Genomic DNA, 22173 nt, shown 5'->3' on the forward strand with positions numbered 1-22173 from the left:
CGGGTGGAGGGCCTGCTGGAGCGGTGGTCCGTCGTACAGGGTCCTACAGGTTCTGGCCGGCTTCGAGCTTCGGCAGGACCTGCTTGATGTCGTTGATGGGGATGGAGAAGCCGAGGCCGACGCTGCCGGCGGTGCCGCCGCCTGCGGTCGAACTGGTGCCGCTGGGGGCGTACATGGCCGAGTTGATGGCGATGACCTGGCCGTTGGCGTTGATCAGCGGGCCGCCGGAGTTGCCGGGGTTGAGGGCGGCGTCGGTCTGGAAGGCCTTGTAGGTGGTGGTGCTGCCGCTGTTCTGCTGCGGGAGGCTGCCGCGCAGGCCGGGCAGGGAGGGGAAGCCGAAGCCGCCGTTGCTGCTGGTGCTGCCCTCGTCGAGCTGGACGGTGACGTCGCGGTTCTCGGCGCTGATGATGCCGGAGGTGACGGTGCCGGTGAGGCCGTCGGGGTTGCCGATGGCGACGACCGGGTCGCCGACGGCCACGGCGGAGGAGTCGCCGAGGGTGGCGGGGGTCAGGTTCTTGGCGCCGGTGGCGGTGATCACGGCGACGTCGAGGGACTTGTCGGTGCCGGTGACGGTGGCCTGGGCGGTGGAGCCGTCCTTGAAGGTCACGGTGATCGGTCCGCCGTCGGCGGCGGTGTCGATGACGTGGTAGTTGGTGAGGATCCGGCCGCTGCCGTCGAGGACGACGCCGGTGCCGGTGGCGGTGCCGCCGGCGCCCTTGACGGTGATCTGGACGACGCTGGGCGAGACGGCGGCGGCGATGGCCGGGACGTCGGCGCTGCCGTCGGAGCGGGCCGCGACGGGGCTGACGACGGTGCCGGTGCGGGCGCCGGAGGTGTGCTGGTCGGCGGCGACGACCCCGCCGGTGACACCGCCGAGGACGGCCGCGACCGCGGCGACGGCGGTGACCAGGACGACCCGACCGCGGAGCAGGCCGCGGCGCGCCCGGCGGCCGTGCCCGCCGTGGTCGCCGGGCTCGCCCGGCCGGCCCGCGGTGGGCGGCTCGGGGGGCATCGGCGGGGGCGGCGTGGGGGTGTCGAAGCCGCTCGTGGAGTGGTCCTCGCGGTAACCGTAGGCGGTCGCGTCGGTGCTGCTGCCGAGGACGGTGCCCTCGACCACGCGGGGCTCGTACGGGCCGTACTGCTCGCTGTGGTGCCGCTGCTGTTCGCTCATGCCGACCAAGCTCCGCCCGGTGCATGAGGATCGGATGAGAACCGGATCAGAAGGGCCCGAGAAGCCCGTTGGGTTCTCATAAAGCCTGGTCAGGTGGTGTCCGGCGGCCGGTGGAGCGGAGCCCGCTACTCCGCTTCGGCGGCCGCGGCCGGTGCGGCGCCGTTGCAGCCGCAGGACCGGCGGATCACCAGGCGGGACGGGAACTTGCGGACCCGCTCGGTGTCCGAGCCGGGCACCATCAGCGAGTCGTCGAGCACCAGGTCGACGGCGGCCCGGGCCATCGCGTCCCGGTCGGAGGCGACGGTGGTGAGCGGCGGGTCGGCGAGCGCGGCCTCGGGCACGTCGTCGAAGCCGGCCACCGCGAGGTCCTCGGGGACCTTGAGGCCGACCTCGCGGGCGGCCCGCAGCACGCCGATCGCCTGGTCGTCGGTGGAGCAGAAGATCGCCCGCGGCCGGTCCGGGGAGCGCAGCACGCCGAGCGCGACCTCGTAGGCGCCGTAGCGGTGGAACGGCGCGTCGATCAGGTGGGGTTCGGTGGGCAGGCCGTGCGCGTCCATGGCGCGCTGCCAGCCCTCGACGTGGTCGATGACCGGGTCGCCGGGGGCGGGGGACTCCACCGGGCCGCCGAAGCAGGCCACGTACGGGTGCCCGTGCTCCTCCAGCAGGTGGCGGACGACGGCCTCGGCGCCGCCCACGTCGTCGGTGACCACGGCGACGTCGTCGATGGCCTCGGGCCGGCGGTGCAGCAGCACCACCTTGGCGCCCTCCATCGCGGCGAACTCCTCGGCGGCGCGCTGCGAGGGGCCCTGGCTGACCAGGATCAGGCCGGAGACGCGCATCCCGAGGAAGGCGCGGACGTAGTGCACCTCGCGGTCGTCCACGTAGTCGGAGTTGCCGATCAGGACGAGCTTGCCGCGTTCGGAGGCGGCCCGTTCCACGGCGTGCGCCATCTCGGCGAAGAAGGGCTGGCGGGCGTCCGGGACGACCATGCCGATGAGGTTGGTCCGGCGGGAGGCCATCGCCTGGGCGACGCTGTTCGGCCGGTAGCCGAGCTGCTCGATCGCCGCGAGGACCTTCTCCCGGGTCGCGGGCGCGACCGGGCGCGGCCCGTTGTTGATGACGTAGCTGACGACCGCGGTCGAGGTACCAGCCAGCCGGGCTACATCGTCGCGCGTCACTTTGGCCACGGGGGGAGTCTACGCGGGTGGCGTCCGCGTCGGCAGTGGGACCTGGGGCTGCCTGCGGGTGGACGGCGGGTGCCCGGGGGGCGAACCGGACAAGCCGGGCGGGGGCGGCCCGCCCGGCCGGCCGGTCAGGACTCCAGCTGCGCCGCGGGGCGCTGGGCGAGCTCCGGGCGCTCTCCCTTCTCGGGCTTCTCCGGGACGACGAAGCGGTAGCCGACGTTGCGCACGGTGCCGATCAGCTGCTCGTGCTCGACGCCGAGCTTGGCGCGCAGCCGCCGGACGTGCACGTCCACCGTCCGGGTGCCGCCGAAGTAGTCGTAGCCCCAGACCTCCTGCAGCAGCTGCGCCCGGGTGAAGACCCGGCCCGGGTGCTGGGCGAGGTACTTGAGCAGCTCGAACTCCTTGAAGGTGAGGTCGAGCGCCCGGCCCTTGAGCTTGGCGGAGTAGGTGGCCTCGTCGACCGAGAGGTCGCCGTTGCGGATCTCCATCGGGCTGTCGTCGGTGGTGACCTGGAGCCGGCCGAGGGCCAGTCGCAGCCGGGCCTCGACCTCGGCCGGTCCGGCGGTGTCCAGCAGGACGTCGTCGACGCCCCACTCGGCGGTGACGGCGGCCAGGCCGCCCTCGGTGAGCACCAGGATCAGCGGGCAGCCGATGCCGGTCGAACGCAGCAGCTGGCAGAGGCTGCGGATCTGCGGCAGGTCGCGCCTGCCGTCGACCAGGATGACGTCCGCGCTGGGGGTGTCCACGAGGGCGGACCCCTCGGCGGGCGCCACCCGGACGTTGTGCAGCAGCAGGCCGAGGGCCGGCAGCACCTCCGCGGAGGGCTGCAGTGCGTTGGTGAGGAGGAGGAGAGAACTCATACCCGGTAGTCCCCTTTCCGGGTCGTCGCGGTCGCGTTGCGGCTGCCGCCACAGCCGGATGGCGCACGTGCTGAAGTGAGGGGGAGGTCGGGCGCCGGGGACGCACCGGGGGATCGGCCGGAGCGCAGGACGTGGCGCGCGGGCCGGGGGTCCCGCAACCCCTGGCGCACCGTTTCTGCCCTGCTCATCCCGCGAACCCTCCGGTCTGGTCCGGCTCCGGGCGGCGGCCCGGGTGCCGGGTGGCGACGCCCCGGCCGGCCCGGGCACGTCGTTGTGCCGGGTGAGGCGGGGGCGGTCCCGCGATGCGCCGGGGGTGGACCGACGAATCGCACGAACGTCCGTACTGGCGTCCTGAAAGCACAAAAGGACCCGGGGGCGACTCTGCCCGGATCCCTCTTGGACGTCGAGGATAGCCGAAGGCCTCCCGCACCGGGAGGGCTCGAATCCGGCGGTTGGGCGATTTCGGGCGCGCGCCGGGTGAGCCTGGACACAGCTTCGAGCGGTCCTCCGCGGCCGCGGGGCCAGGGCGATTGCCGGTCGCGGCGGCGGACACGCCATCATGGGACGCACATCGGCGGTGCCGCGCGGGTCCACCTTTCGGGTGATCGGGCGGCGGTTCCGGTGGTGGGCCGGACCGGGGCACCGGGGCCGGGCGAGGACGACGAGAAGGGGTGGCCCCGATGGGTGCGACCACCGAGCCCGCGAGCGGCGCCCGGGTGCGCGGGACGATCCGTTACTGGGCGGCCGCGAAGTCCGAGGCCGGACTGGCCGAGGAGCCGTACGACGCGGCGACCCTGGCGGAGGCCCTGGCGGCCGTCAGGGAGCGGCACGCGGACCGGCCGAAGCTCGTCCAGCTGCTCGGGCACTGCTCGTACCTGGTCGACGGCGCGCAGGTCGGCGGCCGGGACCACACGACCGTGGCCCTCACCGAGGGCGGCACGGTCGAGGTGCTGCCGCCGTTCGCGGGAGGCTGAGCGCCGTGACGGACATGAACGACGCCAACCACGCCGCGCCCGGCGAGTGGCCGCAGCAGCCCCGGCAGCCGCAGCCCGCCGACCCGCAGCACGACCCGCAGTACGGGCAGCAGCCGTACCCGCAGCCGTACCCCCAGGGGCAGCAGCCCCGGGCGGCGTACGGGCAGCAGCCGCACCAGCAGCAGCCCCACCCGCAGGGGCGGCAGGAGCCGTACGGGCAGCAGCCGTACCCGCAGGGGCCGTACCCGCAGGCCCAGCCGGGGCAGCAGCCGTTCCAGCAGGCCCCGCAGGCCCAGCAGCCGTACCCGGCGGGACGGCACCGGCAGCCGCAGCCCGACGCGTACCCGCACTCCCAGCCTTACCCGCAGCCGCAGCCGTCCTACGGCCATCCGGGGTACGGGCAGGCCCAGGTGCCGCCCGTCGACGACGCGGCGACGACGCTGCTGCCGCCGGTGCCCGCGATGGACGACGCGGCGGCGACCACCCTGCTGCCGCCGGTCCCGCCGATGGACGACGCGGCGGCGACCACCCTGCTGCCGCCCGTGCCGGCGATGGACGACGCGGCGGCGACCACGCTGCTGCCCCCGGTGGGCGGTGCCGGCGCGCCGCCGGTCGCCCGGACGCCCGCCCGGCCCCTCGCGCAGCCGCAGCCGCAGCCGCAGCAGCAGCCGCAGCAGCAGCCGCAGCAGGCGCAGGCGCAGGCGCCGCGCCTCGACCAGCCGACCATGACGCTCAAGCGCCCGGCCGCCCCCGGCGGGCCGGCCGGCGCCCCCGCCGTGCCGCCGTACGCGGCCGTGCCGGCGCAGCCCGCGCCGCCCGTGCAGCCGCCGGCGGCCGCCGGCCCGGCGGGCCGGACCGGTTCGCCGATCATCGACCCGGGCCTGCAGCCCGCGCTGATCACCGCCGGCGCGGCCGGGCTGCTGGCGGGCGGGGCCGCGCTCGGCCAGGTGGGGCTGGCCCTGGTGGTCGTGCTGCTCCAGGTGCTGACGGCGGCCGGCTGGTTCAGGCTGAACGGCATGTGGCCGGCCCGCCAGGGCATCGCGCTGGCCGCGCTGGCCGGGTTCACCGCGGACGCGGCCGTGCTGCTGGCGGACGCCGACAACGGCGTCGCGGCGGTGGTCGGGACGCTCGGCGGGTTCTTCCTGCTGGTCCTGGTGCTGCAGACGTTCCGCCCCTCGGACCCGAAGGAGCGGTTCTACGCGCTGACGGTGCTCGGCTCGGCCACCGTGGTGACGGCCCTGTGCACCACGCTGCTGCTGGCCGACTGGGTGCCGGCCGGGGTGGGCGCGGTCGCACTGGCCACCGTGCTCGCCGCGGCGCCGCTGCCCGGTCCGAAGCAGCTGGGCCCGGTGCTGGGCCTGGTGGCGGCCGTGCTGCTGGGGCTGCTGGTGGGCGCGCCGCCGGCGCTGGGGGTGCTGGCCGGGCTGGGTGCGCTGGTCGGCCGCCGGGTCGCGGCGTACGACTTCCCGTCCCGGTTCGTGCACATGACGGCGGGGGTGGCGCTGCCGCTGGCGGTGGCCTCGCCGCTGATCTGGATGGCCACCGACCTGCTGGCCGGCTGACACCCGCCCGCGCGGGCGTCAGGCTCCTGGGCCCGCCCGCCCGTGGGCCCTCCCGTCCCGCCCCGGAACCATGCTCCGGGGCGGGACGTCGTACGGTCGTGCGGGACCGCCCCGGCAGGGACGGCCGCACGGGCCGCCGGACGACGGCCAGGGAAGGCGGCGCCGGACGGTGCCGCCGGAGGACGGCGGACGACGACCGAACGACCACGGCGACCGGCGACGACGGGGGAGAGCGATGCGCGGATGGCTGAAGGCGACGATCGGCCTGGTGGTGGTCTCGGGCCTGCTGGTCGCCGCCGACCGGATCGCGGTCGGGGTGGCCGAGGACGAGGCCGCCGACCAGCTGGTGAGCAGCGGCCGGATGAGCCAGCGGCCGGACGTCTCGATCGAGGGCGTCCCGTTCCTCACCCAGGCGCTGTCGATGAAGCTGGACGACGTCCGGATCTCCTCCGACGGCCTGACCGTCGGGGACGGCGGCCGCCGGGTGGCGCTGCACGCGTTCACGGCCAAGCTGTCCGGCGTGAAGGTGGGCGACAGCATGAAGAGCGCCACCGTGGACAGCGGCACCGGCAGCGGACTGATCACCTACGCGGACCTCGCGCAGCTGCTGCCGCCGGCCTCCCAGCTGATGCACGGGGCGAAGCTGCCGATCGGCGGCGGCTCCCGGCTGACCCTGGCGTACGCCGGGCCCGGCAAGATCAAGGCCTCGCTGGGGCCCGTCGAGGTCGGGGAGGGCTCGGTGCACAACACGGGGAACACCGTCACCGCGGACGGGTTCCAGCTCAGTCCGCTGGCCGGGATGTTCGCCGGGGTCACCAACCAGAAGCTGGAGCCGATGAGCTTCACCCTGGACTCGCTCCCGGCCGGGCTGAAGCTGGCGGGCCAGGACGGCGCGACGCCGCTGCCGGAAGGGCTCCGGCTGAGCTTCGAGGGCAAGGACGTGCAGCTGCTGGGCTGACCGCCCGGCTCGGCCCGGCCCGGCCTCGCACCGGATCGTGGGCCGCCGGACCGTTGCGCCTCGTTCCGTTCCCTGCCGTACCGTTCCCTTCCGTACCGTTCCGCTCCGCGAGACGCGCCGTCCAGCGCGGGTCGCGGAGCGGTGTCGTTTCCGCCCGTTGTGTGCCGTCGTGGCGGGCCCGGCCCGGCCCCGGGCGGTGCGCTGTAGGCCGCGCGGAGGTCAAATCTCAGCATTCAGGCCATTTGGTCTCACTATTCGGTACGCTAATGACAGCGGGCCTCCGGTGTCCCTAGCATCGTCGACATGAAGCGACAGACGGATCTCACGAAGCGGCGGGCGGTCGACCTGTGCCGCGTGGCCGCCTGTCTGTGTCGAATGCGCTAACTCGGCGTCTTGGCAGGGCAATTGATGCCCGCCGCCGATTCTTCCGGTGACCCAGCCCGGCCGCTCCGGCCGGCCGTCGCCGCCACGCCGTGCCCCTCCCCGCCCGGTCGCCCCGGACTGCCCTCCCCGTCCCATCATTCGGACAGGAATTCGGACCGTAGTCGTCCCGGCACCCCGCAGCACTCCTGAGCAGCACCTTCCGCAAACCGCCCTCGGATGGAGAACACCACCATGAGCCGCAGCGACGTCCTGGTCGACGCCGACTGGGTCCAGGCCCGCCTGGACGACCCGAAGGTCGTCATCGTCGAGGTCGACGAGGACACCTCCGCGTACGACAAGAACCACATCCGCAACGCCGTCCGGATCGACTGGAAGCAGGACCTCCAGGACCCGGTCCGCCGCGACTTCATCGACCAGGCCGGCTTCGAGGCGCTGCTCAGCGCCAAGGGCATCGCCAACGACGACACCGTCGTGCTCTACGGCGGCAACAACAACTGGTTCGCCTCCTACGCCTACTGGTACTTCAAGCTGTACGGCCACGGCGACGTCCGCCTGCTGGACGGCGGCCGCAAGAAGTGGGAGCTGGACTCCCGCGACCTGGTCTCCGAGGTGCCGGCCCGCCCGGCCACCGAGTACCGGGCCCAGGCCGTCGACTCCTCGATCCGCGCCTTCCGTGACGACGTGATCGCCGCCATCGGCACCCTGAACCTGGTCGACGTCCGCTCGCCCGACGAGTTCTCCGGCAAGCTGCTCGCCCCGGCCCACCTCCCGCAGGAGCAGTCGCAGCGCCCCGGCCACGTGCCGAGCGCCCGCAACATCCCGTGGGCCAAGAACGCCAACGACGACGGCACCTTCAAGAGCGACGACGAGCTCAAGGCCTTGTACGAGGCCGAGGGCATCGACCTGGCGAAGGACACCATCGCCTACTGCCGCATCGGTGAGCGCTCCGCGCTCACCTGGTTCGTGCTGCACGAGCTGCTCGGCCAGGAGAACGTCAAGAACTACGACGGTTCGTGGACCGAGTACGGCAGCCTGGTCGGCGTGCCGATCGAGCTCGGCAGCAACTGAGCCTCCGGCTCGACCGTAAGTCAGAAGGGAACACAGACATGTGCGGTGCGAAGGCCGGCGGCCCGGACCTGGCAGGAGTTGACGTGGCGAACGAGACGATCATCCAGGGTTCGGTGACCCGCGACGGTGAGCCGGTCAACGGCTACGTCCGGCTGCTGGACGAGGGCGGCGAATTCACGGCCGAGGTGCCCACCTCGGCGACCGGACAGTTCCGGTTCTTCGCCCGCCCGGGCAAGTGGACCCTGCGCGCGCTGGTGCCGGGCCAGACCGTGGACCGCCAGGTGGTGGCCTCCCAGGGCACCGCCGTCGAGGTCGCGATCGCGGTCTGACGCGGACGGACGACACAGCGGGGGGCCTGCCGCGGCGGGCCCCCCGGTCGTACCGTGGAGACGTGCAGGCGAGACGGCGGCGGCGGTTCTACTTCGCCATGATGGGCGTGTGCCTGGGCCTCTTCGTGCTGGCCTGGGGCGTGGTGCGGTTCTTCTCGGTGGGGGCCGCGATCGGCATGTGCGTGGTCGCTATGGTCATCCCGCCGGCCGCCGCGGTGTTCGCCAACAAGCGCGACCCGGACGACGACTGGTGGAACGACCCGCGCTGGGACGACCCGAAGTGGGACGACCCCGGCCACGACCGGGACCGCCCCGACCACGAGGAACGCGGCTAGCGCCCGTCCGGCGGGCGGCGGACGCCGTCAGTAGACGAGCGCCTGGACGCCGTCGGCCATGATCTCGCTGACGAAGACCTGCGCGCCCGCGATCCGGACGCCGTCGAGGGTGTCCTTCTGCTCGATCCCGCGCCGCACCGCGCACTGGGTGCACAGCGTCACCGAACCGGCCGCCAGGATCGAGTCCAGCAGGTCCGGCAGCGGCGCCGCGTGCGGCAGCTCGAACTCCTTCGCCCGCCCCGGGAGGGCGAACCAGGAGGACTCCCCGGTCAGCCAGAGCGAGACCTCGATCCCGCTGGCGACGGCCACCGCCGCCACCGTGAACGCCTGCGAGCACCGCTCCGGCGCATCCGCCCCGGCGGTGACCTTGATGACGAGTTTCTTCGACATGGCGCCACCTTAGAGGTCCGGCGGCCCCCGCTCGCCGTCATCCCGGGATCCCTTGGACAAACCTTGGGCGGCGCCGGAGCGCGGGGGCGCGAAACGGCGACGTGGTGGGGCTCACCGCGACCCGCCGATGACCGGCGGATAGAGTGAGCGGCAGCAAAATCCACCACACTGTCGCCGCCTGGGAGCCCCCCGTGTCCGGTCTGGAAATGTTCTTCGACGGTCTGCTGGCCCTCATGGCCGTGCTGATCACCTGGTTCGCCATCTTCTCGGTGATGAAGCTCTACCAGGGCCAGCGCTGACCCCTGCCGTACGGTTGAGGCAGTCCCACACCGACGACAGCGACCAGGAACATGATCGAGATCCCCTCTGACCTCCACAAGGACGTCGTCCCGCTCGCCTTCCTCCTCGGCACCTGGGAGGGCGCGGGCGTCTATGACTTCCCGGGCACGGAGAAGTGCAACTTCGGCCAGGAGATCGTGATCCGGCACGACGGCCGGGCCTTCCTCGAGTTCCGCTCCCGCACCTGGGTGCTGAACAACGAGGGCGAGAAGGTCCGCCCGCTGGAGAACGAGCACGCGTTCTGGCGCATCACCAGCAACCCCGACGGCACCAGCGGTGCCCGCGGGATCGAGATCTCCTCCGTCCGGGACGACGGCACCGTCGAGATCTGGTACGGCGAGCTGGCCGACGGCAAGCCGCAGATCGACGTCTCCACCGACGCGGTGGCCCGCATCGAGGGCTCGCCGGAGTACTCGGGCGGCAAGCGGCTGTACGGCTTCGTCAACGAGGAGCTGCTCTGGGTCGGCGAGAAGGCCGCCCCGAACGTGCCGCTGCGCCCGTACATGTCCGCCCAGCTGAAGAAGGTGCTCAGCCCGGCCCAGCTGATCAAGGACATCAACGACCTGCCGGACGACGGCATCGCCTTCTTCAAGTAGGCGCGGCGCGGCCGGGCGGACCTCTGGTCCGCCCGGGAACGGCTTCGCAGGAGTAGGGACCGGCCCCGCGGCCGGTCCCTACACTTGCCTCAGGACCCCCGACTTGGCAGGGACAGCACCGTGGCGGACACCGGCACCACCGACTGGCAGCTCTCCGGCGACTGGAAGGCCGACCTGCGCGAACGCGGCTACCGGCTGACGCCGCAGCGGCAGCTCGTGCTCGAGGCCGTCGACGTCCTCGACCACGCCACCCCCGACGACATCCTCGGCCACGTCCGGCGGACCGCCAGCGGCATCAACATCTCCACCGTCTACCGGACGCTGGAGCTGCTGGAGGAGCTCGGCCTGGTCTCGCACGCCCACCTCGGGCACGGCGCACCGACCTACCACCTGGCCGGCCGCCACCACCACCTGCACCTGGTCTGCCGGGACTGCGACCGGGTCACCGAGACCGGCACCGAGATCGCCGAGCCGCTGATCCGGAGCCTGCGCGAGCAGCACGGCTTCGACACCGACCTCAAGCACTTCGCCATCTTCGGCCGCTGCGCCGACTGCACCGCCAAGCTCGCCGAGGGCGGCTCCCCGGGCCGGTCCTAGGACCGGCGGACGGGCGGGACCGGGACCGAGGGCCCGGCCGGGACCGCATGGGCAGGCCCTAAGCTGGCCGGTATGAAGAGCCCGCTGCTGAGCCTGCCCGGAGCCGTTCCCGCCGAGGGACCCGACGAGGGCGTCGCCGCCCACTACGGCGACATCTTCCGCGAGCAGCGCAACCTCGCGCAGGGCACCGGCTTCGTGGACCTCTCGCACCGGGACGTGCTCACCGTCACCGGCGACGACCGGCTCTCCTGGCTGCACCTGCTGCTCACCCAGCACGTCAGCGAGCTGGCCCCGCAGCAGGCCACCGAGGCGTTGGTGCTCTCCCCGAACGGGCACGTCGAGCACGCGCTCTACCTGGTCGACGACGGCGCCACCACCTGGGTGCACGTCGAGCCGGGGACCGGGGCGGCGCTGCGGGGCTACCTGGAGAGCATGCGGTTCTTCTACCGGGTGGAGGTCGCCGACGCGACCGCCGAGTACGCCGTGGTGCACCTGCCGGAGGGCTCCGTGGCCTCCGCCGAGGGCGCCGCCGCGGTGCGCGAACTCCCCTACGGCCGTGACCTGTTCGTGCCGCGCGCCGAGCTGGAGAAGCTGACCGCGGGGTACGGCCCGGCGGCGGGGGTCTGGGCGTACGAGGCGCTGCGGATCGAGGGCCACCGCCCGCGGCTGGGCTTCGAGACCGACCACCGGACCATCCCGCACGAGGTGGACTGGCTGCGCACCGCCGTCCACCTGCAGAAGGGCTGCTACCGCGGGCAGGAGACGGTCGCCCGGGTGCACAACCTGGGGCGCCCGCCGCGCCGGCTGGTCTTCCTGCACCTGGACGGCACCGAGGAGACGCTGCCCCCGCACGGGGCGGAGGTGCGGCTGGCCACCGAGCCGGACGGGCGCGCGCTGGGCGTCGTCACCTCCTCGGCGCGGCACCACGAGCTGGGGCCGATCGCGCTGGCGGTCGTCAAGCGGAACGTGCCGGTGGACGCGGTGCTGCTGGCCGGGACGGTGCCGGCGACGCAGGACGTGATCGTCCCGCAGTAGCCGCAGTAGCCGCTTTGGGCCGCCGGCTGCCGGGCGGCGGGTCAGACCTCGACGAGGACGGTGAACGGGCCGTCGTTCACCAGCGCCACCTGCATGTCGGCGCCGAACCGGCCGGTCTCGACCTTGGCGCCGAGCTCGCGCAGCCGGGCGACCACCTCGTCCACCAGCGGCTCGGCGACGGGGCCGGGGGCGGCGGCGTTCCAGGTGGGCCGGCGGCCCTTGCGGGCGTCACCGTAGAGGGTGAACTGGCTGATCACCAGCAGCGGGGCGCCGAGGTCGGAGCAGCTCTGTTCGACGCCCTCCTCGTTCGCGGGGAGCAGCCGCAGCGTCCACAGCTTGCGGGCCAGCTGGGCGGCCTTGGCCGGGGTGTCGTCGTGGGTCGCGCCGACCAGGACGCAGAGTCCGGGCCCCTCGATCGCGCCGACGGTCTCTCCGGCCACCGTCACCCGGGCCTCGGTCACTCGCTGCACCACTGCTCGCATGCCGCCATTGTGCCGGAGCGCCCGGAGCCGTCCGGACCGCCCCCGGGCGCTCCCGGTCGCTCCCGGGCCGCCGCGAAGGGCGCCGGGCCGGGCGCCGCGAAGGGGCGTGCATGAGGGTGGCGCGCGCTGGGTGGTGCACGCCTGCGCGGGGTCGGGCGCCGCGCTTCCTGCGGAAAGTCCCGGTCGTATCAGCCACCCCCGTTCGCCAGGGGGCCGTTCGGGTGCACGGGCGGTGCGCCCGTGCCGGGCGGGGTGGCACGCTGGGGGACCGTACGGAGGGCCCGGCGCGCCACATGGTCCGCCGCACCGGGCCGGGTTCGGCCGGGTGGCCGAGCCGATGGGTCAGGCGTTCTGGCGGTGTCGCCCCGGCGGGTGGTTCCGGCCGGGACCCGGAACCCCCGGGGGGTGGCCGGGCGTGCCAACGGACGGGACGCGCGAGCCCGTCGAGGGACGGGCCGGGCGGGCGGCAGGGACGGGGTGCCGCGAGCGGGCGGGATCGGACGACGGCAGGTGATGGTGGATGGACGCGAGCAGCGCTGCGTGGGACCGGTCCGGGCGGGTGGTCGAGGTGGTCGAGGTGGTCGGGGACGGCGCGGGCCCAGGGGTGCCGGGGGTGGTGCCGGAGCCGCAGCTGGAACGGCTGGGCCTGGACCAGCTGAGGGTGCTGCGCCGGGAGACGATGGAGCAGGAGGCCGACCTCTCCTACCTGCGGCGGCTGCTGCACGGCCGGATGGACATCCTGCGCGCCGAGCTCGACCGCCGGCCCGGTGCGGTCCGCGCGGCGGGTCCCGAGGGCGCCGGAGGCCTCCCCGGCGACCTGCTGGACCGCCTCCCGGCCATCCTGACCGACGCGCCCTCCACCGTGCGGCGCTCGGCCCGGCACGTCACGCTCCGGCCGCCGCGCACCCACGAGTCGCAGCTGGAGGCGGACGCGCTGATGGGGGACGTCCAGCTGGCCGACCTGGCCGCGCACCCGGCCGAGGACCTGCTGGCCGCGCTGGAGCGGCTGCGCGCGCACGAGCGCGAGGTGTCCGGGCGCCGCAACCGCCTGCTGCGGACGGCCGACGGTTGCAATGCCGAGATCACCCGCAGGTACCGTGATGGGGAAGCACGGGTCGACGACCTGCTCGCAGGAGGGCCGCTCTGACCGGGTGAGGCGCCAGGGGCGGGTGGGCCCGGCCCGACCCGGTCCACCCCCGCCCCCGGAAGGCCTCCGCCATGTCCCAGTCCGCCACCCCTCCCGTGCTCGCCGAGGTCATACGCTCGGGCTTCACCGAGGGCCGGCACCACGGCTCGCTGGTGCTGCTCGCCGCCGACGGCTCGGTCGAGTTCGCGCTCGGCGACCCCGGTGCGCCGGTCTTCCCCCGGTCGACGGCCAAGCCGTTCCAGGCCGTGGCCACGCTGCGGGCCGGGCTGGAGCTGGAGGGGGCGCTGCTGGCGCTGGCGGCCTCCAGCCACTCTGCAGAATCGTTTCACCTGGACGGGGTCCGGAGCATCCTCGGCTCCGCGGGCCTGGACGAGTCCGCCCTGCGCACCCCGGCCGACCTGCCGCTGGACGAGACCGAGGCGGAACTGCTTCTCGGATCCGGCGGCCTGCGCGCCCCGATCCTGATGGACTGCTCCGGCAAGCACGCCGGCTGGCTGGCCGCCTGCGTCGCCAACGGCTGGGACACCGAGGGCTACCTCGACCCCGGGCACCCGATCCAGCGGCTGGCCCGCGAGGCCCTGGAGGAGGGCACCGGCGAGACCGCCGCGCACGCCGGCGTGGACGGCTGCGGCGCCCCGCTGCTGGCCGTCACGCTGACCGGCCTGGCCCGCGCCTACCGCGGACTGCTGCTGGCCGCCGAGGGCACCGCACAGCGCCGGGTGGCCGACGCGATGCGCGCCCACCCCGAGTACGTGGCCGGCACCCGCCGGGCCGACACCTGGCTGATGCGGGCCGTCCCCGGGGCGCTCTCCAAGATGGGCGCCGAGGCCGTCCAGGTGGTGGCGCTGCCGGACGGACGGGCACTCGCCTTCAAGATCGACGACGGTGGCGAGCGGGCCCGCGGCCCGGTGCTGGCGGCCGCGCTGCGCCGTCTCGGGGTGACCGGCGCGGACGAGGCCGTCGAGCGGATCGGCGCGGCCCCGCTGCTGGGCGGCGGCGTTCCGGTCGGCGAGGTGCGGGCGGCGTTCTAGGGTCTGTCTTCAAACCCGCGTCTGCGGGGCGACGCCGGGGCACGCCCGTCGCCGCCCCGGTCGGCCGGTGGTGCAGGACGCCCGCCCGGACGCCCGCCGGACGCCGGTGGCGGCCGTCGGCGTGCGGGCGGACCGGGTGCGGTGCACGGTGGACCGGGGGCCGTCGCACAGCTGAGGGAGTCCGTCATGACTGACCACGTGTACCGGGTGACCGAGATCGTCGGGTCCTCGACCGAGAGCGTCGACGCCGCGATCCGCAACGGGGTGGAGCGGGCGTCCCGGACGCTGCGCAACCTCGACTGGTTCGAGGTGACGCAGGTCCGGGGGCACCTGGAGGACGGCCGGGTGAAGCACTTCCAGGTCGGTCTGAAGCTCGGCTTCCGGCTGGAGGACTGACCGCGGTCAGCGCTCGGGGAGCACCAGCGGCACGCCGGTGCGCGGGTGCGCCAGCACCTCGACCGGATGGCCGTACACCTCGCTGAGCAGCGGTGCGCGCAGCACCTCGGCGACCGGTCCGTCCGCGACCGTCGCCCCGTTCGCCAGCAGCACCACCCGGTCCGCGTGGGCCGCCGCCAGGGACAGGTCGTGGAGCACCACGACCACGCCGTCCCCGGCGGCGGCGCGCTCCCGGGCGATCCGCAGCACCAGCTCCTGGTGGCGCAGGTCGAGGGCGGCGGTCGGCTCGTCCAGGAGGAGCAGCGGCGCGCGCTGGGCCAGCACCCGGGCCAGTGCCACCCGGGCCCGCTCGCCGCCGGAGAGGGCGGTGAACGGGCGCCCGGCGAAGGCGGTCGACTCGGTGGCCGCCATCGCCTCGGCGACCACCGCCCCGTCCTCGGCGGCGGCCGTCGTGCCGGCCCACGGGGCGCGGCCCATCCGGACCACCTCGCCGGCCGGGAACGGGAAGGACAGCTCGGCGGACTGCGGCAGCAGCGCCCGGTGCAGGGCGAGTTCGGCGGCGCCGTAGTCGGCGAGCGGGCGGTCGAGCAGCCGGACCTCGCCGCCGTCCGGCCGGACGTCCCCGGCCAGCACGGACAGCAGGGTGGACTTGCCGGCGCCGTTCGGCCCGAGCAGGGCGACCACCTCGCCCGCCGCGACCCGGACCGCGGCGCCGGCCAGCAGGTCGCGGCCGCCGGCCTGCAGCCGGACGGCCTCGGCGGTCAGCAGTGCCGTGCCGAGCGGCGGTCGTGCGGGCGTCCTCCGGTGGGTGCGCAGTCTCACGCCCAGCCTCCCTGCCTGGTCCTGGTCCGGCGCAGCAGCCAGAAGAAGAACGGGCTGCCGATCAGCGCGGTGAGCACGCCGAGCGGCAGTTCGGCCGGTGCGGCGAGGGTCCGGGCGGCCAGGTCGGCGGCCACCAGCACCAGGGCGCCGCCGAGGGCCGAGGCGGGCAGCAGGAAGCGGTGTCCCGGCCCGGCCAGCATCCGCAGCAGGTGCGGGACGACCAGCCCGACGAAGCCGATGATGCCGCTGACCGCGACGGCCGCGGCGGTGAGCAGCGCGACCACGGTGATCAGCACCAGCCGCATCCGCTCGACGTCCACCCCGAGGTGGCGGGCCGGGCGCTCGCCGAGGGCCAGCAGGTCCAGCCGGCGGGCGTACAGCGGCGCGACGGCGAGCCCGGCCGCGGCGAAGGGCAGGACGGCGAGGACCTTGCCCCAGGTGGCCTGGGAGAGCGAGCCGAGCTGCCAGAAGGTGACCTGGCTGATCGCGGCGGAGTCGGCGGTGAACAGCAGGAGCCCGATCAGCGCGCCGCAGAAGGCGTTGACGGCGACCCCGGTGAGGATCAGCGTGACGACCTCGGTGCGCCCGCCGGACCGGGCGAGCAGGTACACCCCGAAGACCGTCACCAGGCCGGCGGCGAAGGCCGCCGCACTGGCCGTCCACGCCCCGAAGGCGTCGAGGCCGAGCACGATGCAGGCGACCGCGCCGACCGCGCCGCCCGAGGAGACGCCGATCACCGCGGGTTCGGCGAGCGGGTTGCCGAACACGCCCTGCATCAGCGCTCCGGCGCAGCCGAGCGAGGCGCCGACCAGCAGGGCGAGCACCACCCGGGGCAGCCGGACGTTCCACAGCACCGACTCGGGCACCCGGTCCAGCGCGTGGCCGCCGAGCCCGAGCCGGTGGGCGCCGGAGGCGAGGATGTCGCCGAGCGGGATGCGGTAGGCGCCGACGCCGGCCGCGAGCAGGGCGCAGAGCACCAGGGCGGCGGCGAGCGCGGTCACGAGCAGCGGCGCGCGGTTGCGCGTGCGGGGTGTCGGGAGGCCCGTCTCCCGTACGTCGGTGGTCACTTGGCGTCGCCCGGGTAGAGCTGGGCGGTGATCTCGCGCAGCACCCGGGGGGTGCGCGGGCCGTAGCTGAGCAGTTGGCCGTCCTCGATCGAGACGATCCGGCGGTCGAGTCCGGCCGGGGTCTGGGCGACGCCGGGGAGCTTGAGCAGGCCGTCGACGCCGCCGACCGACTCCAGGCCCTTGCTCATCACCAGGATCGCGTCGGGCGCGGCCTTGACCAGGGCCTCGCTGGTGAGCGGGGTGAAGTCGCCGGTGAGGCCGGCCGCGGTGCCGGCGTCCGTGCCGCCGACCGCCTCGATCAGCGAGCCGGCGCCGGAGGCGGGCCCGCCGAGCAGGTAGACGGAGGCGCTGCCGCGCAGGTAGAGGAAGGCGACCTTGGGGTGCCGGCCGGCGGCCGGGACGGCGGCCCGGGCCTCGGCCGTCGCCCGGTCGGTGCGCTCCTTCAACTGCCGTCCGGCGTCGGGGACTCCGAGGGCGGCGGCGACGGTGTCGATGCGCGGGCCGACGTCGGCGAGCTGCTTGGCGTCGTCCAGCACGAGCAGCGGGACGCCGGCTGCGCGGATCTGCGCGATGGCCTCGGCCGGGCCGGTGGAGCGGTCGGCGAGCACGACGCTGGGGTGCAGGGAGAGCACGCCTTCGGCGGAGACCTCGTGGGCCTGGGTGATCACCGGCAGGGCGGCGGCCTGCCGGAAGGTGGTGGAGACGTCGCGGGCCACCACCTTGGGGCCGAGGCCGAGGCTGAACACCAGCTCGGCGAGGCTTCCGTCGAGCGGGATGATCCGTTCGGCGCTGCTGACGGTGACCTGTCGGCCGTCGGCGGAGGCGGTGGTGGCGGGCAGCTGCGGGGTGGGTTCGCCGGGCAGCGGCTCGACGGCGTCGGCGGTGCGGGCGGCGCCGGCCGGGGTGGCTCCGCCGGGTGCCCCGGCCGGGCCGCAGGCGGTGAGGGGGAGCAGCAGGCCGAGGGTGAGCAGGAAGAGGGCGGGCCCGCGGGTCACCCGGGATCGGATCGTACTGCTGCTCAACGCGCTTCCCTTCGAAGGGAGTTGTCGCCGTTCCCGGCCTGGCGGGGCGGGGTGGCGGCGGGACTCTTGACTCATATATTAGGTTAGCCTTACCTGAGTTTCGCAAGGGGGTCGGCGTTCTGCCGCGCCCTTTCCCCGTCGTGCCCCGCACCCCGCCGAGGAGTGATCCGCCGTGCCCCTGTCCAGCCGGCTCCGCCGTCTGGCCGCCACCCTGGTGGCCGCCCTCGCCGCCCTGCTGGCGGTGGGCCCGTCGCCCGGGCGGGCGGTGGCGGCGGAGGGCGGCGTCGCCGGCGGGCGGTTGGACTGGGGGATCAGGCAGTCCTTCCTGGCGTACGTCACCGGCCCCGTCGCCAAGGGGAGTTGGGCGCTCACCGGGGGCGCCGCCACGGTCGGCGGCAGCGGCTTCCGGTTCCACTCCGCGACCGGCTCGTACGACCCGGCGAGCGGTGCGCTGACCGCCGCCTTCTCCGGCGGCGTCCGGTTCACCGGGCACCAGGAGGGCGGCGTCAACGCGCTGGACCTCAGCATCGGGCGGCTCACCGTCCGGGCCGTCCAGGGCGGTGCCGCCGGGCTCTACGCCGACGTCAGCAGCAAGTCCCGGGAGACCGGGCAGGTGTCCGCCGCGAGCCAGGCCCGGCTGGCCGACCTCTCGCTGGCCGGCGTCGACCTGCGCGGCGCGGCCGGCACCCTGACCCTCGGCAACGTACCGGCCACCCTGACGGACGCCGGGGCGAAGGCCTTCGGTGGCTTCTACCCGGCCGGGACGGCCCTCGACCCGCTCAACCTCTCGGTCAACCTCCGGGCCGCACAGCCGGGTTCCGCGCCGCCCTCGACCCCGGCGGCGGCCCCGTCGGCGACGTCGTCGGCGACGTCGTCGGCGACGTCGTCGGCGACGTCGGCCGGGGCGGGTGCCGAGCCGGCTCCGGACTCCGCGGCTCCGGGCTCCGCCGTGCCGACCCCGGCCCCGCCCACCGCGCCGCCGGCCCGGACCGAGTTCACCGACGGCGCCCTCGACTGGGGGGTGCGCCGCACCTTCCGCGACTACGTCACCGGCGCCGTGGCCCAGGGCCGTTGGGAGCTCGGCGCGGGCGCGGCCGACGGCGGGGCCTTCTTCCGCTGGCGCCCGGCCAAGGGCGGCTACGACCCCGCGAAGGGCGAGCTCACCGCCGCCTTCACCGGTACCGTCCGCTTCACCGGCCTGCGCGCCGGCGACGGCTTCGGCCTGGACCTCACCCTCGCCGCACCGGGCGTCACCGTGACGGGCGGCCGGGGCCGACTGGTAGCGGACGTCTCCGGGCGGACCCCGGACGGCACCACCCGGCAGCTCACCGGCGTCGAGCTGGCGACCTTCGACCCGGCCGGCCTCCGGACCGAGGGCGGCCTGCTCAGGGCCGTCGAAGTGCCGCTCGAACTCACCGAGGACGGCGCCAAGGCGTTCGGCGGCCTCTACCCGGCCGGCACCGCGATGGACCCGCTGAGCTTCGCCGTCGCGCTCGACCCGGCCGCCGCCCTGCCCCCGCTGCCCGACCTGGGCAGCGCCCCGCCCACCGCACCCGGACCCGCCGGGAGCTCCGCCGGCCCCGCCGCGGCACCCGTGGCGGCGTCCGCCGGGGGCTCCTCGGACGGCGTCCCGGTGGCGGCCGTGGCCGGCGGCGCCCTGCTGGTGGCCGCGCTGGCCGCCACCGGCGGCCTGCTCGTCCGGCGCCGACGCGCGGCGGCCGCGCCGGGTGCCGCGCCGGACCAGGCCCCGGCCCCGGGTGCCGCGCCGGGTTCCGCGCCCGGCTCCGACGACGCGGCCTGATCCCCCCGGGGAGCGTCCCCCCGCTCCCTCCGCCTCCCCCCGTTCCTCCCGATCGGAGTACCCGCCATGTCCCGCAACCGCACCAGGCTGGCCGCCCTCGCGGCCGCCACCGCCGGCCTCGGCCTGACCGCCCTCGGCGCCCCCGCACTGGCCTTCGGCGCGGGCGGCCCTGCCGGCGTCACGTACGACACCGGCGCGCTGGACTGGGGCGTGAAGGCGAGCTTCCGCAGCTACATCGGCGGCCCGGCCTCCCAGGGCGGTGCCGTCGAGCTGACCGGCGGTGCCACCACCAACGCCGACGGCACCTTCCACTTCGGCCTGGCGGGCGCCTCGTACGACCTCGCCACCCACGCGCTGCGCTCCTCCTTCACCGGCGGGGTCCGCTTCACCGCCCACCACGGCGCCCTGGACGTGGCCTTGAGCGACCTGAAGGTCACCACCGCCGGGACGACCGGCACGCTCACCGCCGACACCGCCTCCAAGGAGTCGATGGGCGCCACCGAGGTCACCCGCCGGGACGACGTGCCGCTGGTGACCTTCACCGTGGGCCGGGACACCACCACCGGCGTGCCGACCGCGGCCAAACTGACCGACCAGGGCGCCCAGGCCTTCGCGGGCTTCTACCCGGCCGGGACGGACATGGACCCGCTGTCACTGCTGCTGAAGCAGGGCGCGCCGACGCCGACGCCGACGCCGTCCGCCGCGCCGACGCCCACCGGCACGCCGTCCGCCACGGTCACGCCCTCCGGCACCGCCACGCCGTCGGGGACCCCGTCGGGCACGCCGTCGGCCACCGGCTCGCCCTCCGCGACGGGATCGCCGAGCGCGTCCCCGTCCGCGAGCTCGTCCGCGACGGCCTCGCCCTCGGCGACCGGCACCCCCTCGGCGACCGGCACGCCCGCCCCGAGCGCCGCCCCCGGCCGGCTGCCGGTGCTGACCGGCACCCTCGACTGGACGGTGAAGGAGAGCTTCCGCACCTACCTCGCCTCCCCGACGGCCGCCGGGAAGGTCGAGTTCGGCGGCGGCGCGGCCGACTACCGCTTCGGCGGCGCGACCGGCGGCTACAACACCGCCGACCACACGCTGTCCGCCGCCTTCACCGGTTCGGTGCGCTTCCTCGGCCACCCCGGCAAGGACGGCTGGGCGCTCGACACGACGCTCTCCAAGCTCGGCCTGACGATCGACCAGGGCGGTGCGTTCCTGACCGCCGACGTGAACGGCAAGTCCCCCGACGGCCGGTCCACCGCGCTGAGCGGCGCGCGGATCGCCAGGCTGGACGTCCCCGCGGCGGCCCTGAAGCCGGTGAACGGCGTGGTGACGCTCACCGCCGTCCCGGCCGTGCTGACCGCCGAGGGCGTGCCGGCGTTCACCAACTACCCGGCGGGGACGGCGCTGGACCCGGTGTCCGTCACGCTGTCCTTCGACCGGGACGCCCAGCTGCCGGGCGCCCGCCCGGCGGTGGCGGGCTCCGGCGGGGGCGCGGGTGCCGTCCCGGTGGCCGGGGCCCAGGGGCCGGCCGGCGGCGCCTCGCTGACCTCCGGCGGCTCGGGCGCCGCGCTGGCCGCCACCGGCGCGGACACCCCGGTCGTCCCGCTGCTGGCCACCGCGGCCGGTCTGCTGCTGGTCGGCGGCAGTGCCACCGCCCTGGTGCGCGGCCGCCGCGGCGCGCGGTCCTGACGCACCCCCGGGACGCGCGACGGCCCCGGCGAGCAGCTGCTCGCCGGGGCCGTTCCGTCGGTGGCGTCGGTGGCGCCGGTCGCGCCGGTGGCGCGGTCAGGCGCTCAGCGGGTAGCGGGTGTCCAGGTCCCGGAAGACCGCGCCGTTGAGCACGAAGGCGCGCTTGCACTCCTCGACCACCCGGCGGCGCTCGACCTCGTCCATCGCCGCGCCGGCCGCGTCCAGCCGGGCCCGGTAGTCGCGCTTGAAGGCGGCCGGGTTGTCGACCTCCTCGAAGACGTAGAACCGCACGCCGTCGCCCTTGCGCTCGAAGCCCCAGGTCCGCTCGGCGATGCCGCGGATGATCTGACCGCCGGACAGGTCCCCCAGGTAGCGGGTGTAGTGGTGGGCGAGGTAGCCGGCGGGCCAGTCCTCGGCCAGTTCCGCGACCCGCGCCGCGTACGCCGCGGTGGCGGGCAGCGGCTCCAGCCCGTCCCGCCAGCGGGGGCCGCGCAGGTGCTCCAGGTCGCGTTCGACGGCGGCGGTGCGCAGCAGGGCCCGGTCGATGAAGGGGCCGGTCAGCGGGTGTTCGGCGAGCTGTCCGGCGCGGCTCTCCAGGGCCCGGTAGACGTACCAGAGCTGTCCGGTGAGGTCGGCGTAGGCCTCGACGCCGAGCTGCCCGCCGAGCAGTCGGCTCATGAACGAGGACTGCTCCGCGGCCTCGTGCTCCTCGCTGCTGGCGGTGCGGAGCACGGTCGAGAACGGGACGGGCTCGGGCGTGGGCATGCGGCCTCCAGGGATCGGATCAGGCCCCGACTATTTTGGTTAGCCTAACCTAATCCGCCATCATGCCGACAGGGTGTCGGCAAGACCGGGCGCACCCGGACACGGCGAAGGCCGGGGCCCTGCGGACGAATCCGCGGACCCCGGCCTCCGACTGCCCCGACCTACCTCGAACGCCCTGATC

General features: G+C 75.1%; 24 protein-coding genes. 15 read left to right on the top strand and 9 right to left on the bottom strand.

The genetic code is table 11. The annotated features are described in order from the left end of the window. Positions 1 to 43: 43 nt before the first annotated feature. From ACFYUY_RS36860 to ACFYUY_RS36870, 3 genes are all read right to left on the bottom strand, one after another. Positions 44 to 1171 (bottom strand): S1C family serine protease, encoded by a 1128-nt coding sequence (locus ACFYUY_RS36860; RefSeq protein ID WP_387907436.1) that lies wholly within the window; start codon positions 1169 to 1171, stop codon positions 44 to 46. 125 nt (positions 1172 to 1296) lie between these two features. Further along, entirely contained in the window at positions 1297 to 2358 is a 1062-nt protein-coding gene (locus ACFYUY_RS36865) for a LacI family DNA-binding transcriptional regulator (RefSeq protein ID WP_360214996.1), read from the bottom strand. A 125-nt stretch (positions 2359 to 2483) separates the two neighbouring features. After that, positions 2484 to 3215: a response regulator transcription factor gene (locus ACFYUY_RS36870; RefSeq protein WP_360214999.1), complete on the bottom strand. Its 732-nt coding sequence runs from the start codon at positions 3213 to 3215 to the stop codon at positions 2484 to 2486. A 680-nt stretch (positions 3216 to 3895) separates the two neighbouring features. On the opposite strand from ACFYUY_RS36870, the gene ACFYUY_RS36875 reads away from it, so the two are divergent. The 7 genes from ACFYUY_RS36875 (at position 3896) to ACFYUY_RS36905 (ending at position 8825) form a co-directional block, all read left to right on the top strand. Then, positions 3896 to 4189, top strand: coding sequence for a MoaD/ThiS family protein (locus ACFYUY_RS36875; protein WP_360215002.1), 294 nt, complete (start codon positions 3896 to 3898; stop codon positions 4187 to 4189). 5 nt (positions 4190 to 4194) lie between these two features. Next, positions 4195 to 5751, top strand: coding sequence for a hypothetical protein (locus tag ACFYUY_RS36880; protein ID WP_387907440.1), 1557 nt, complete (start codon positions 4195 to 4197; stop codon positions 5749 to 5751). Positions 5752 to 5986: 235 nt separating this feature from the next. Next, positions 5987 to 6709, top strand: a complete 723-nt coding sequence (locus ACFYUY_RS36885; protein WP_360215008.1) for a DUF2993 domain-containing protein — start codon at positions 5987 to 5989, stop codon at positions 6707 to 6709. 303 nt (positions 6710 to 7012) lie between these two features. Next, a complete protein-coding gene (locus ACFYUY_RS36890; protein WP_350517234.1) occupies positions 7013 to 7093 on the top strand; it encodes an Ms5788A family Cys-rich leader peptide in 81 nt (26 codons plus the stop codon). Positions 7094 to 7324: 231 nt separating this feature from the next. Next, complete coding sequence (locus ACFYUY_RS36895) at positions 7325 to 8161, top strand: sulfurtransferase (protein ID WP_360215011.1); 837 nt, start codon at positions 7325 to 7327, stop codon at positions 8159 to 8161. Between the two features lie 38 nt (positions 8162 to 8199). Further along, positions 8200 to 8490, top strand: coding sequence for a DUF1416 domain-containing protein (locus tag ACFYUY_RS36900; protein WP_030059605.1), 291 nt, complete (start codon positions 8200 to 8202; stop codon positions 8488 to 8490). A gap of 98 nt (positions 8491 to 8588) precedes the next feature. Then, positions 8589 to 8825 carry a hypothetical protein gene (locus ACFYUY_RS36905; RefSeq protein ID WP_360215112.1) on the top strand — a complete coding sequence of 79 codons (237 nt, stop codon included), beginning with the start codon at positions 8589 to 8591 and terminating at the stop codon, positions 8823 to 8825. A 27-nt stretch (positions 8826 to 8852) separates the two neighbouring features. Here the strand turns inward: ACFYUY_RS36905 and ACFYUY_RS36910 are convergent, their stop codons facing one another. Continuing rightward, positions 8853 to 9215, bottom strand: a complete 363-nt coding sequence (locus ACFYUY_RS36910) for a DsrE family protein (RefSeq protein WP_360215014.1) — start codon at positions 9213 to 9215, stop codon at positions 8853 to 8855. A gap of 350 nt (positions 9216 to 9565) precedes the next feature. Between ACFYUY_RS36910 and ACFYUY_RS36915 the strand changes: the two genes are divergently transcribed. The 3 genes from ACFYUY_RS36915 (at position 9566) to ACFYUY_RS36925 (ending at position 11782) form a co-directional block, all read left to right on the top strand. Continuing rightward, positions 9566 to 10150, top strand: a complete 585-nt coding sequence (locus ACFYUY_RS36915) for an FABP family protein (protein WP_360215017.1) — start codon at positions 9566 to 9568, stop codon at positions 10148 to 10150. A 120-nt stretch (positions 10151 to 10270) separates the two neighbouring features. Continuing rightward, positions 10271 to 10747 (top strand): Fur family transcriptional regulator, encoded by a 477-nt coding sequence (locus ACFYUY_RS36920; RefSeq protein ID WP_360215020.1) that lies wholly within the window; start codon positions 10271 to 10273, stop codon positions 10745 to 10747. Between the two features lie 72 nt (positions 10748 to 10819). Continuing rightward, positions 10820 to 11782, top strand: a complete 963-nt coding sequence (locus tag ACFYUY_RS36925) for a YgfZ/GcvT domain-containing protein (protein ID WP_387907445.1) — start codon at positions 10820 to 10822, stop codon at positions 11780 to 11782. A 41-nt stretch (positions 11783 to 11823) separates the two neighbouring features. Here the strand turns inward: ACFYUY_RS36925 and dtd are convergent, their stop codons facing one another. Further along, positions 11824 to 12264, bottom strand: coding sequence for a D-aminoacyl-tRNA deacylase (gene dtd, locus ACFYUY_RS36930; RefSeq protein WP_360215026.1), 441 nt, complete (start codon positions 12262 to 12264; stop codon positions 11824 to 11826). Between the two features lie 520 nt (positions 12265 to 12784). On the opposite strand from dtd, the gene ACFYUY_RS36935 reads away from it, so the two are divergent. The 3 genes from ACFYUY_RS36935 to ACFYUY_RS36945 all read left to right on the top strand — a co-directional run bounded on the left by ACFYUY_RS36935 (position 12785) and on the right by ACFYUY_RS36945 (position 14838). Beyond that, entirely contained in the window at positions 12785 to 13411 is a 627-nt protein-coding gene (locus tag ACFYUY_RS36935) for an ABC transporter substrate-binding protein (RefSeq protein ID WP_360215029.1), read from the top strand. Between the two features lie 71 nt (positions 13412 to 13482). Further along, entirely contained in the window at positions 13483 to 14442 is a 960-nt protein-coding gene (locus ACFYUY_RS36940) for an asparaginase (RefSeq protein ID WP_387907451.1), read from the top strand. A 186-nt stretch (positions 14443 to 14628) separates the two neighbouring features. Further along, complete coding sequence (locus ACFYUY_RS36945) at positions 14629 to 14838, top strand: dodecin (protein WP_360215035.1); 210 nt, start codon at positions 14629 to 14631, stop codon at positions 14836 to 14838. A gap of 6 nt (positions 14839 to 14844) precedes the next feature. Here ACFYUY_RS36945 and ACFYUY_RS36950 read toward each other — a convergent pair whose 3' ends face one another. Genes ACFYUY_RS36950 through ACFYUY_RS36960 form a run of 3 tightly spaced genes read right to left on the bottom strand, consistent with a single transcriptional unit; the run spans position 14845 to position 17824 of the window. Next, positions 14845 to 15660, bottom strand: a complete 816-nt coding sequence (locus tag ACFYUY_RS36950; protein WP_387907454.1) for a heme ABC transporter ATP-binding protein — start codon at positions 15658 to 15660, stop codon at positions 14845 to 14847. After that, a complete protein-coding gene (locus ACFYUY_RS36955) occupies positions 15657 to 16667 on the bottom strand; it encodes a FecCD family ABC transporter permease (RefSeq protein ID WP_387907492.1) in 1011 nt (336 codons plus the stop codon). The genes ACFYUY_RS36950 and ACFYUY_RS36955 overlap by 4 nt, the downstream gene beginning before the upstream one ends. Before the next feature lie 56 nt (positions 16668 to 16723). Then, complete coding sequence (locus tag ACFYUY_RS36960) at positions 16724 to 17824, bottom strand: hemin ABC transporter substrate-binding protein (RefSeq protein ID WP_387907456.1); 1101 nt, start codon at positions 17822 to 17824, stop codon at positions 16724 to 16726. A gap of 97 nt (positions 17825 to 17921) precedes the next feature. Between ACFYUY_RS36960 and ACFYUY_RS36965 the strand changes: the two genes are divergently transcribed. After that, positions 17922 to 19550, top strand: coding sequence for an HtaA domain-containing protein (locus ACFYUY_RS36965; RefSeq protein ID WP_387907458.1), 1629 nt, complete (start codon positions 17922 to 17924; stop codon positions 19548 to 19550). A gap of 66 nt (positions 19551 to 19616) precedes the next feature. After that, positions 19617 to 21227, top strand: a complete 1611-nt coding sequence (locus ACFYUY_RS36970; RefSeq protein WP_387907461.1) for an HtaA domain-containing protein — start codon at positions 19617 to 19619, stop codon at positions 21225 to 21227. Positions 21228 to 21323: 96 nt separating this feature from the next. Here the strand turns inward: ACFYUY_RS36970 and ACFYUY_RS36975 are convergent, their stop codons facing one another. Beyond that, entirely contained in the window at positions 21324 to 21992 is a 669-nt protein-coding gene (locus ACFYUY_RS36975; protein WP_387907463.1) for a heme oxygenase (biliverdin-producing), read from the bottom strand. Between the last annotated feature and the right edge of the window lie 181 nt (positions 21993 to 22173).

The organism is Kitasatospora sp. NPDC004745, assembly GCF_042873275.1.
Lineage (GTDB): Bacteria > Actinomycetota > Actinomycetes > Streptomycetales > Streptomycetaceae > Kitasatospora.

Coding starts and splice junctions, on each gene's coding strand:
- ACFYUY_RS36860 (WP_387907436.1), bottom strand. CDS start 1,171: ATGAGCGAACAGCAGCGGCACCACAGCGAGCAGTACGGCCCGTACGAG.
- ACFYUY_RS36870 (WP_360214999.1), bottom strand. CDS start 3,215: ATGAGTTCTCTCCTCCTCCTCACCAACGCACTGCAGCCCTCCGCGGAG.
- ACFYUY_RS36875 (WP_360215002.1), top strand. CDS start 3,896: ATGGGTGCGACCACCGAGCCCGCGAGCGGCGCCCGGGTGCGCGGGACG.
- ACFYUY_RS36885 (WP_360215008.1), top strand. CDS start 5,987: ATGCGCGGATGGCTGAAGGCGACGATCGGCCTGGTGGTGGTCTCGGGC.
- ACFYUY_RS36890 (WP_350517234.1), top strand. CDS start 7,013: ATGAAGCGACAGACGGATCTCACGAAGCGGCGGGCGGTCGACCTGTGC.
- ACFYUY_RS36895 (WP_360215011.1), top strand. CDS start 7,325: ATGAGCCGCAGCGACGTCCTGGTCGACGCCGACTGGGTCCAGGCCCGC.
- ACFYUY_RS36900 (WP_030059605.1), top strand. CDS start 8,200: ATGTGCGGTGCGAAGGCCGGCGGCCCGGACCTGGCAGGAGTTGACGTG.
- ACFYUY_RS36905 (WP_360215112.1), top strand. CDS start 8,589: ATGATGGGCGTGTGCCTGGGCCTCTTCGTGCTGGCCTGGGGCGTGGTG.
- ACFYUY_RS36910 (WP_360215014.1), bottom strand. CDS start 9,215: ATGTCGAAGAAACTCGTCATCAAGGTCACCGCCGGGGCGGATGCGCCG.
- ACFYUY_RS36915 (WP_360215017.1), top strand. CDS start 9,566: ATGATCGAGATCCCCTCTGACCTCCACAAGGACGTCGTCCCGCTCGCC.
- ACFYUY_RS36925 (WP_387907445.1), top strand. CDS start 10,820: ATGAAGAGCCCGCTGCTGAGCCTGCCCGGAGCCGTTCCCGCCGAGGGA.
- dtd (WP_360215026.1), bottom strand. CDS start 12,264: ATGCGAGCAGTGGTGCAGCGAGTGACCGAGGCCCGGGTGACGGTGGCC.
- ACFYUY_RS36935 (WP_360215029.1), top strand. CDS start 12,785: ATGGACGCGAGCAGCGCTGCGTGGGACCGGTCCGGGCGGGTGGTCGAG.
- ACFYUY_RS36940 (WP_387907451.1), top strand. CDS start 13,483: ATGTCCCAGTCCGCCACCCCTCCCGTGCTCGCCGAGGTCATACGCTCG.
- ACFYUY_RS36945 (WP_360215035.1), top strand. CDS start 14,629: ATGACTGACCACGTGTACCGGGTGACCGAGATCGTCGGGTCCTCGACC.
- ACFYUY_RS36960 (WP_387907456.1), bottom strand. CDS start 17,824: ATGAGTCAAGAGTCCCGCCGCCACCCCGCCCCGCCAGGCCGGGAACGG.
- ACFYUY_RS36970 (WP_387907461.1), top strand. CDS start 19,617: ATGTCCCGCAACCGCACCAGGCTGGCCGCCCTCGCGGCCGCCACCGCC.
- ACFYUY_RS36975 (WP_387907463.1), bottom strand. CDS start 21,992: ATGCCCACGCCCGAGCCCGTCCCGTTCTCGACCGTGCTCCGCACCGCC.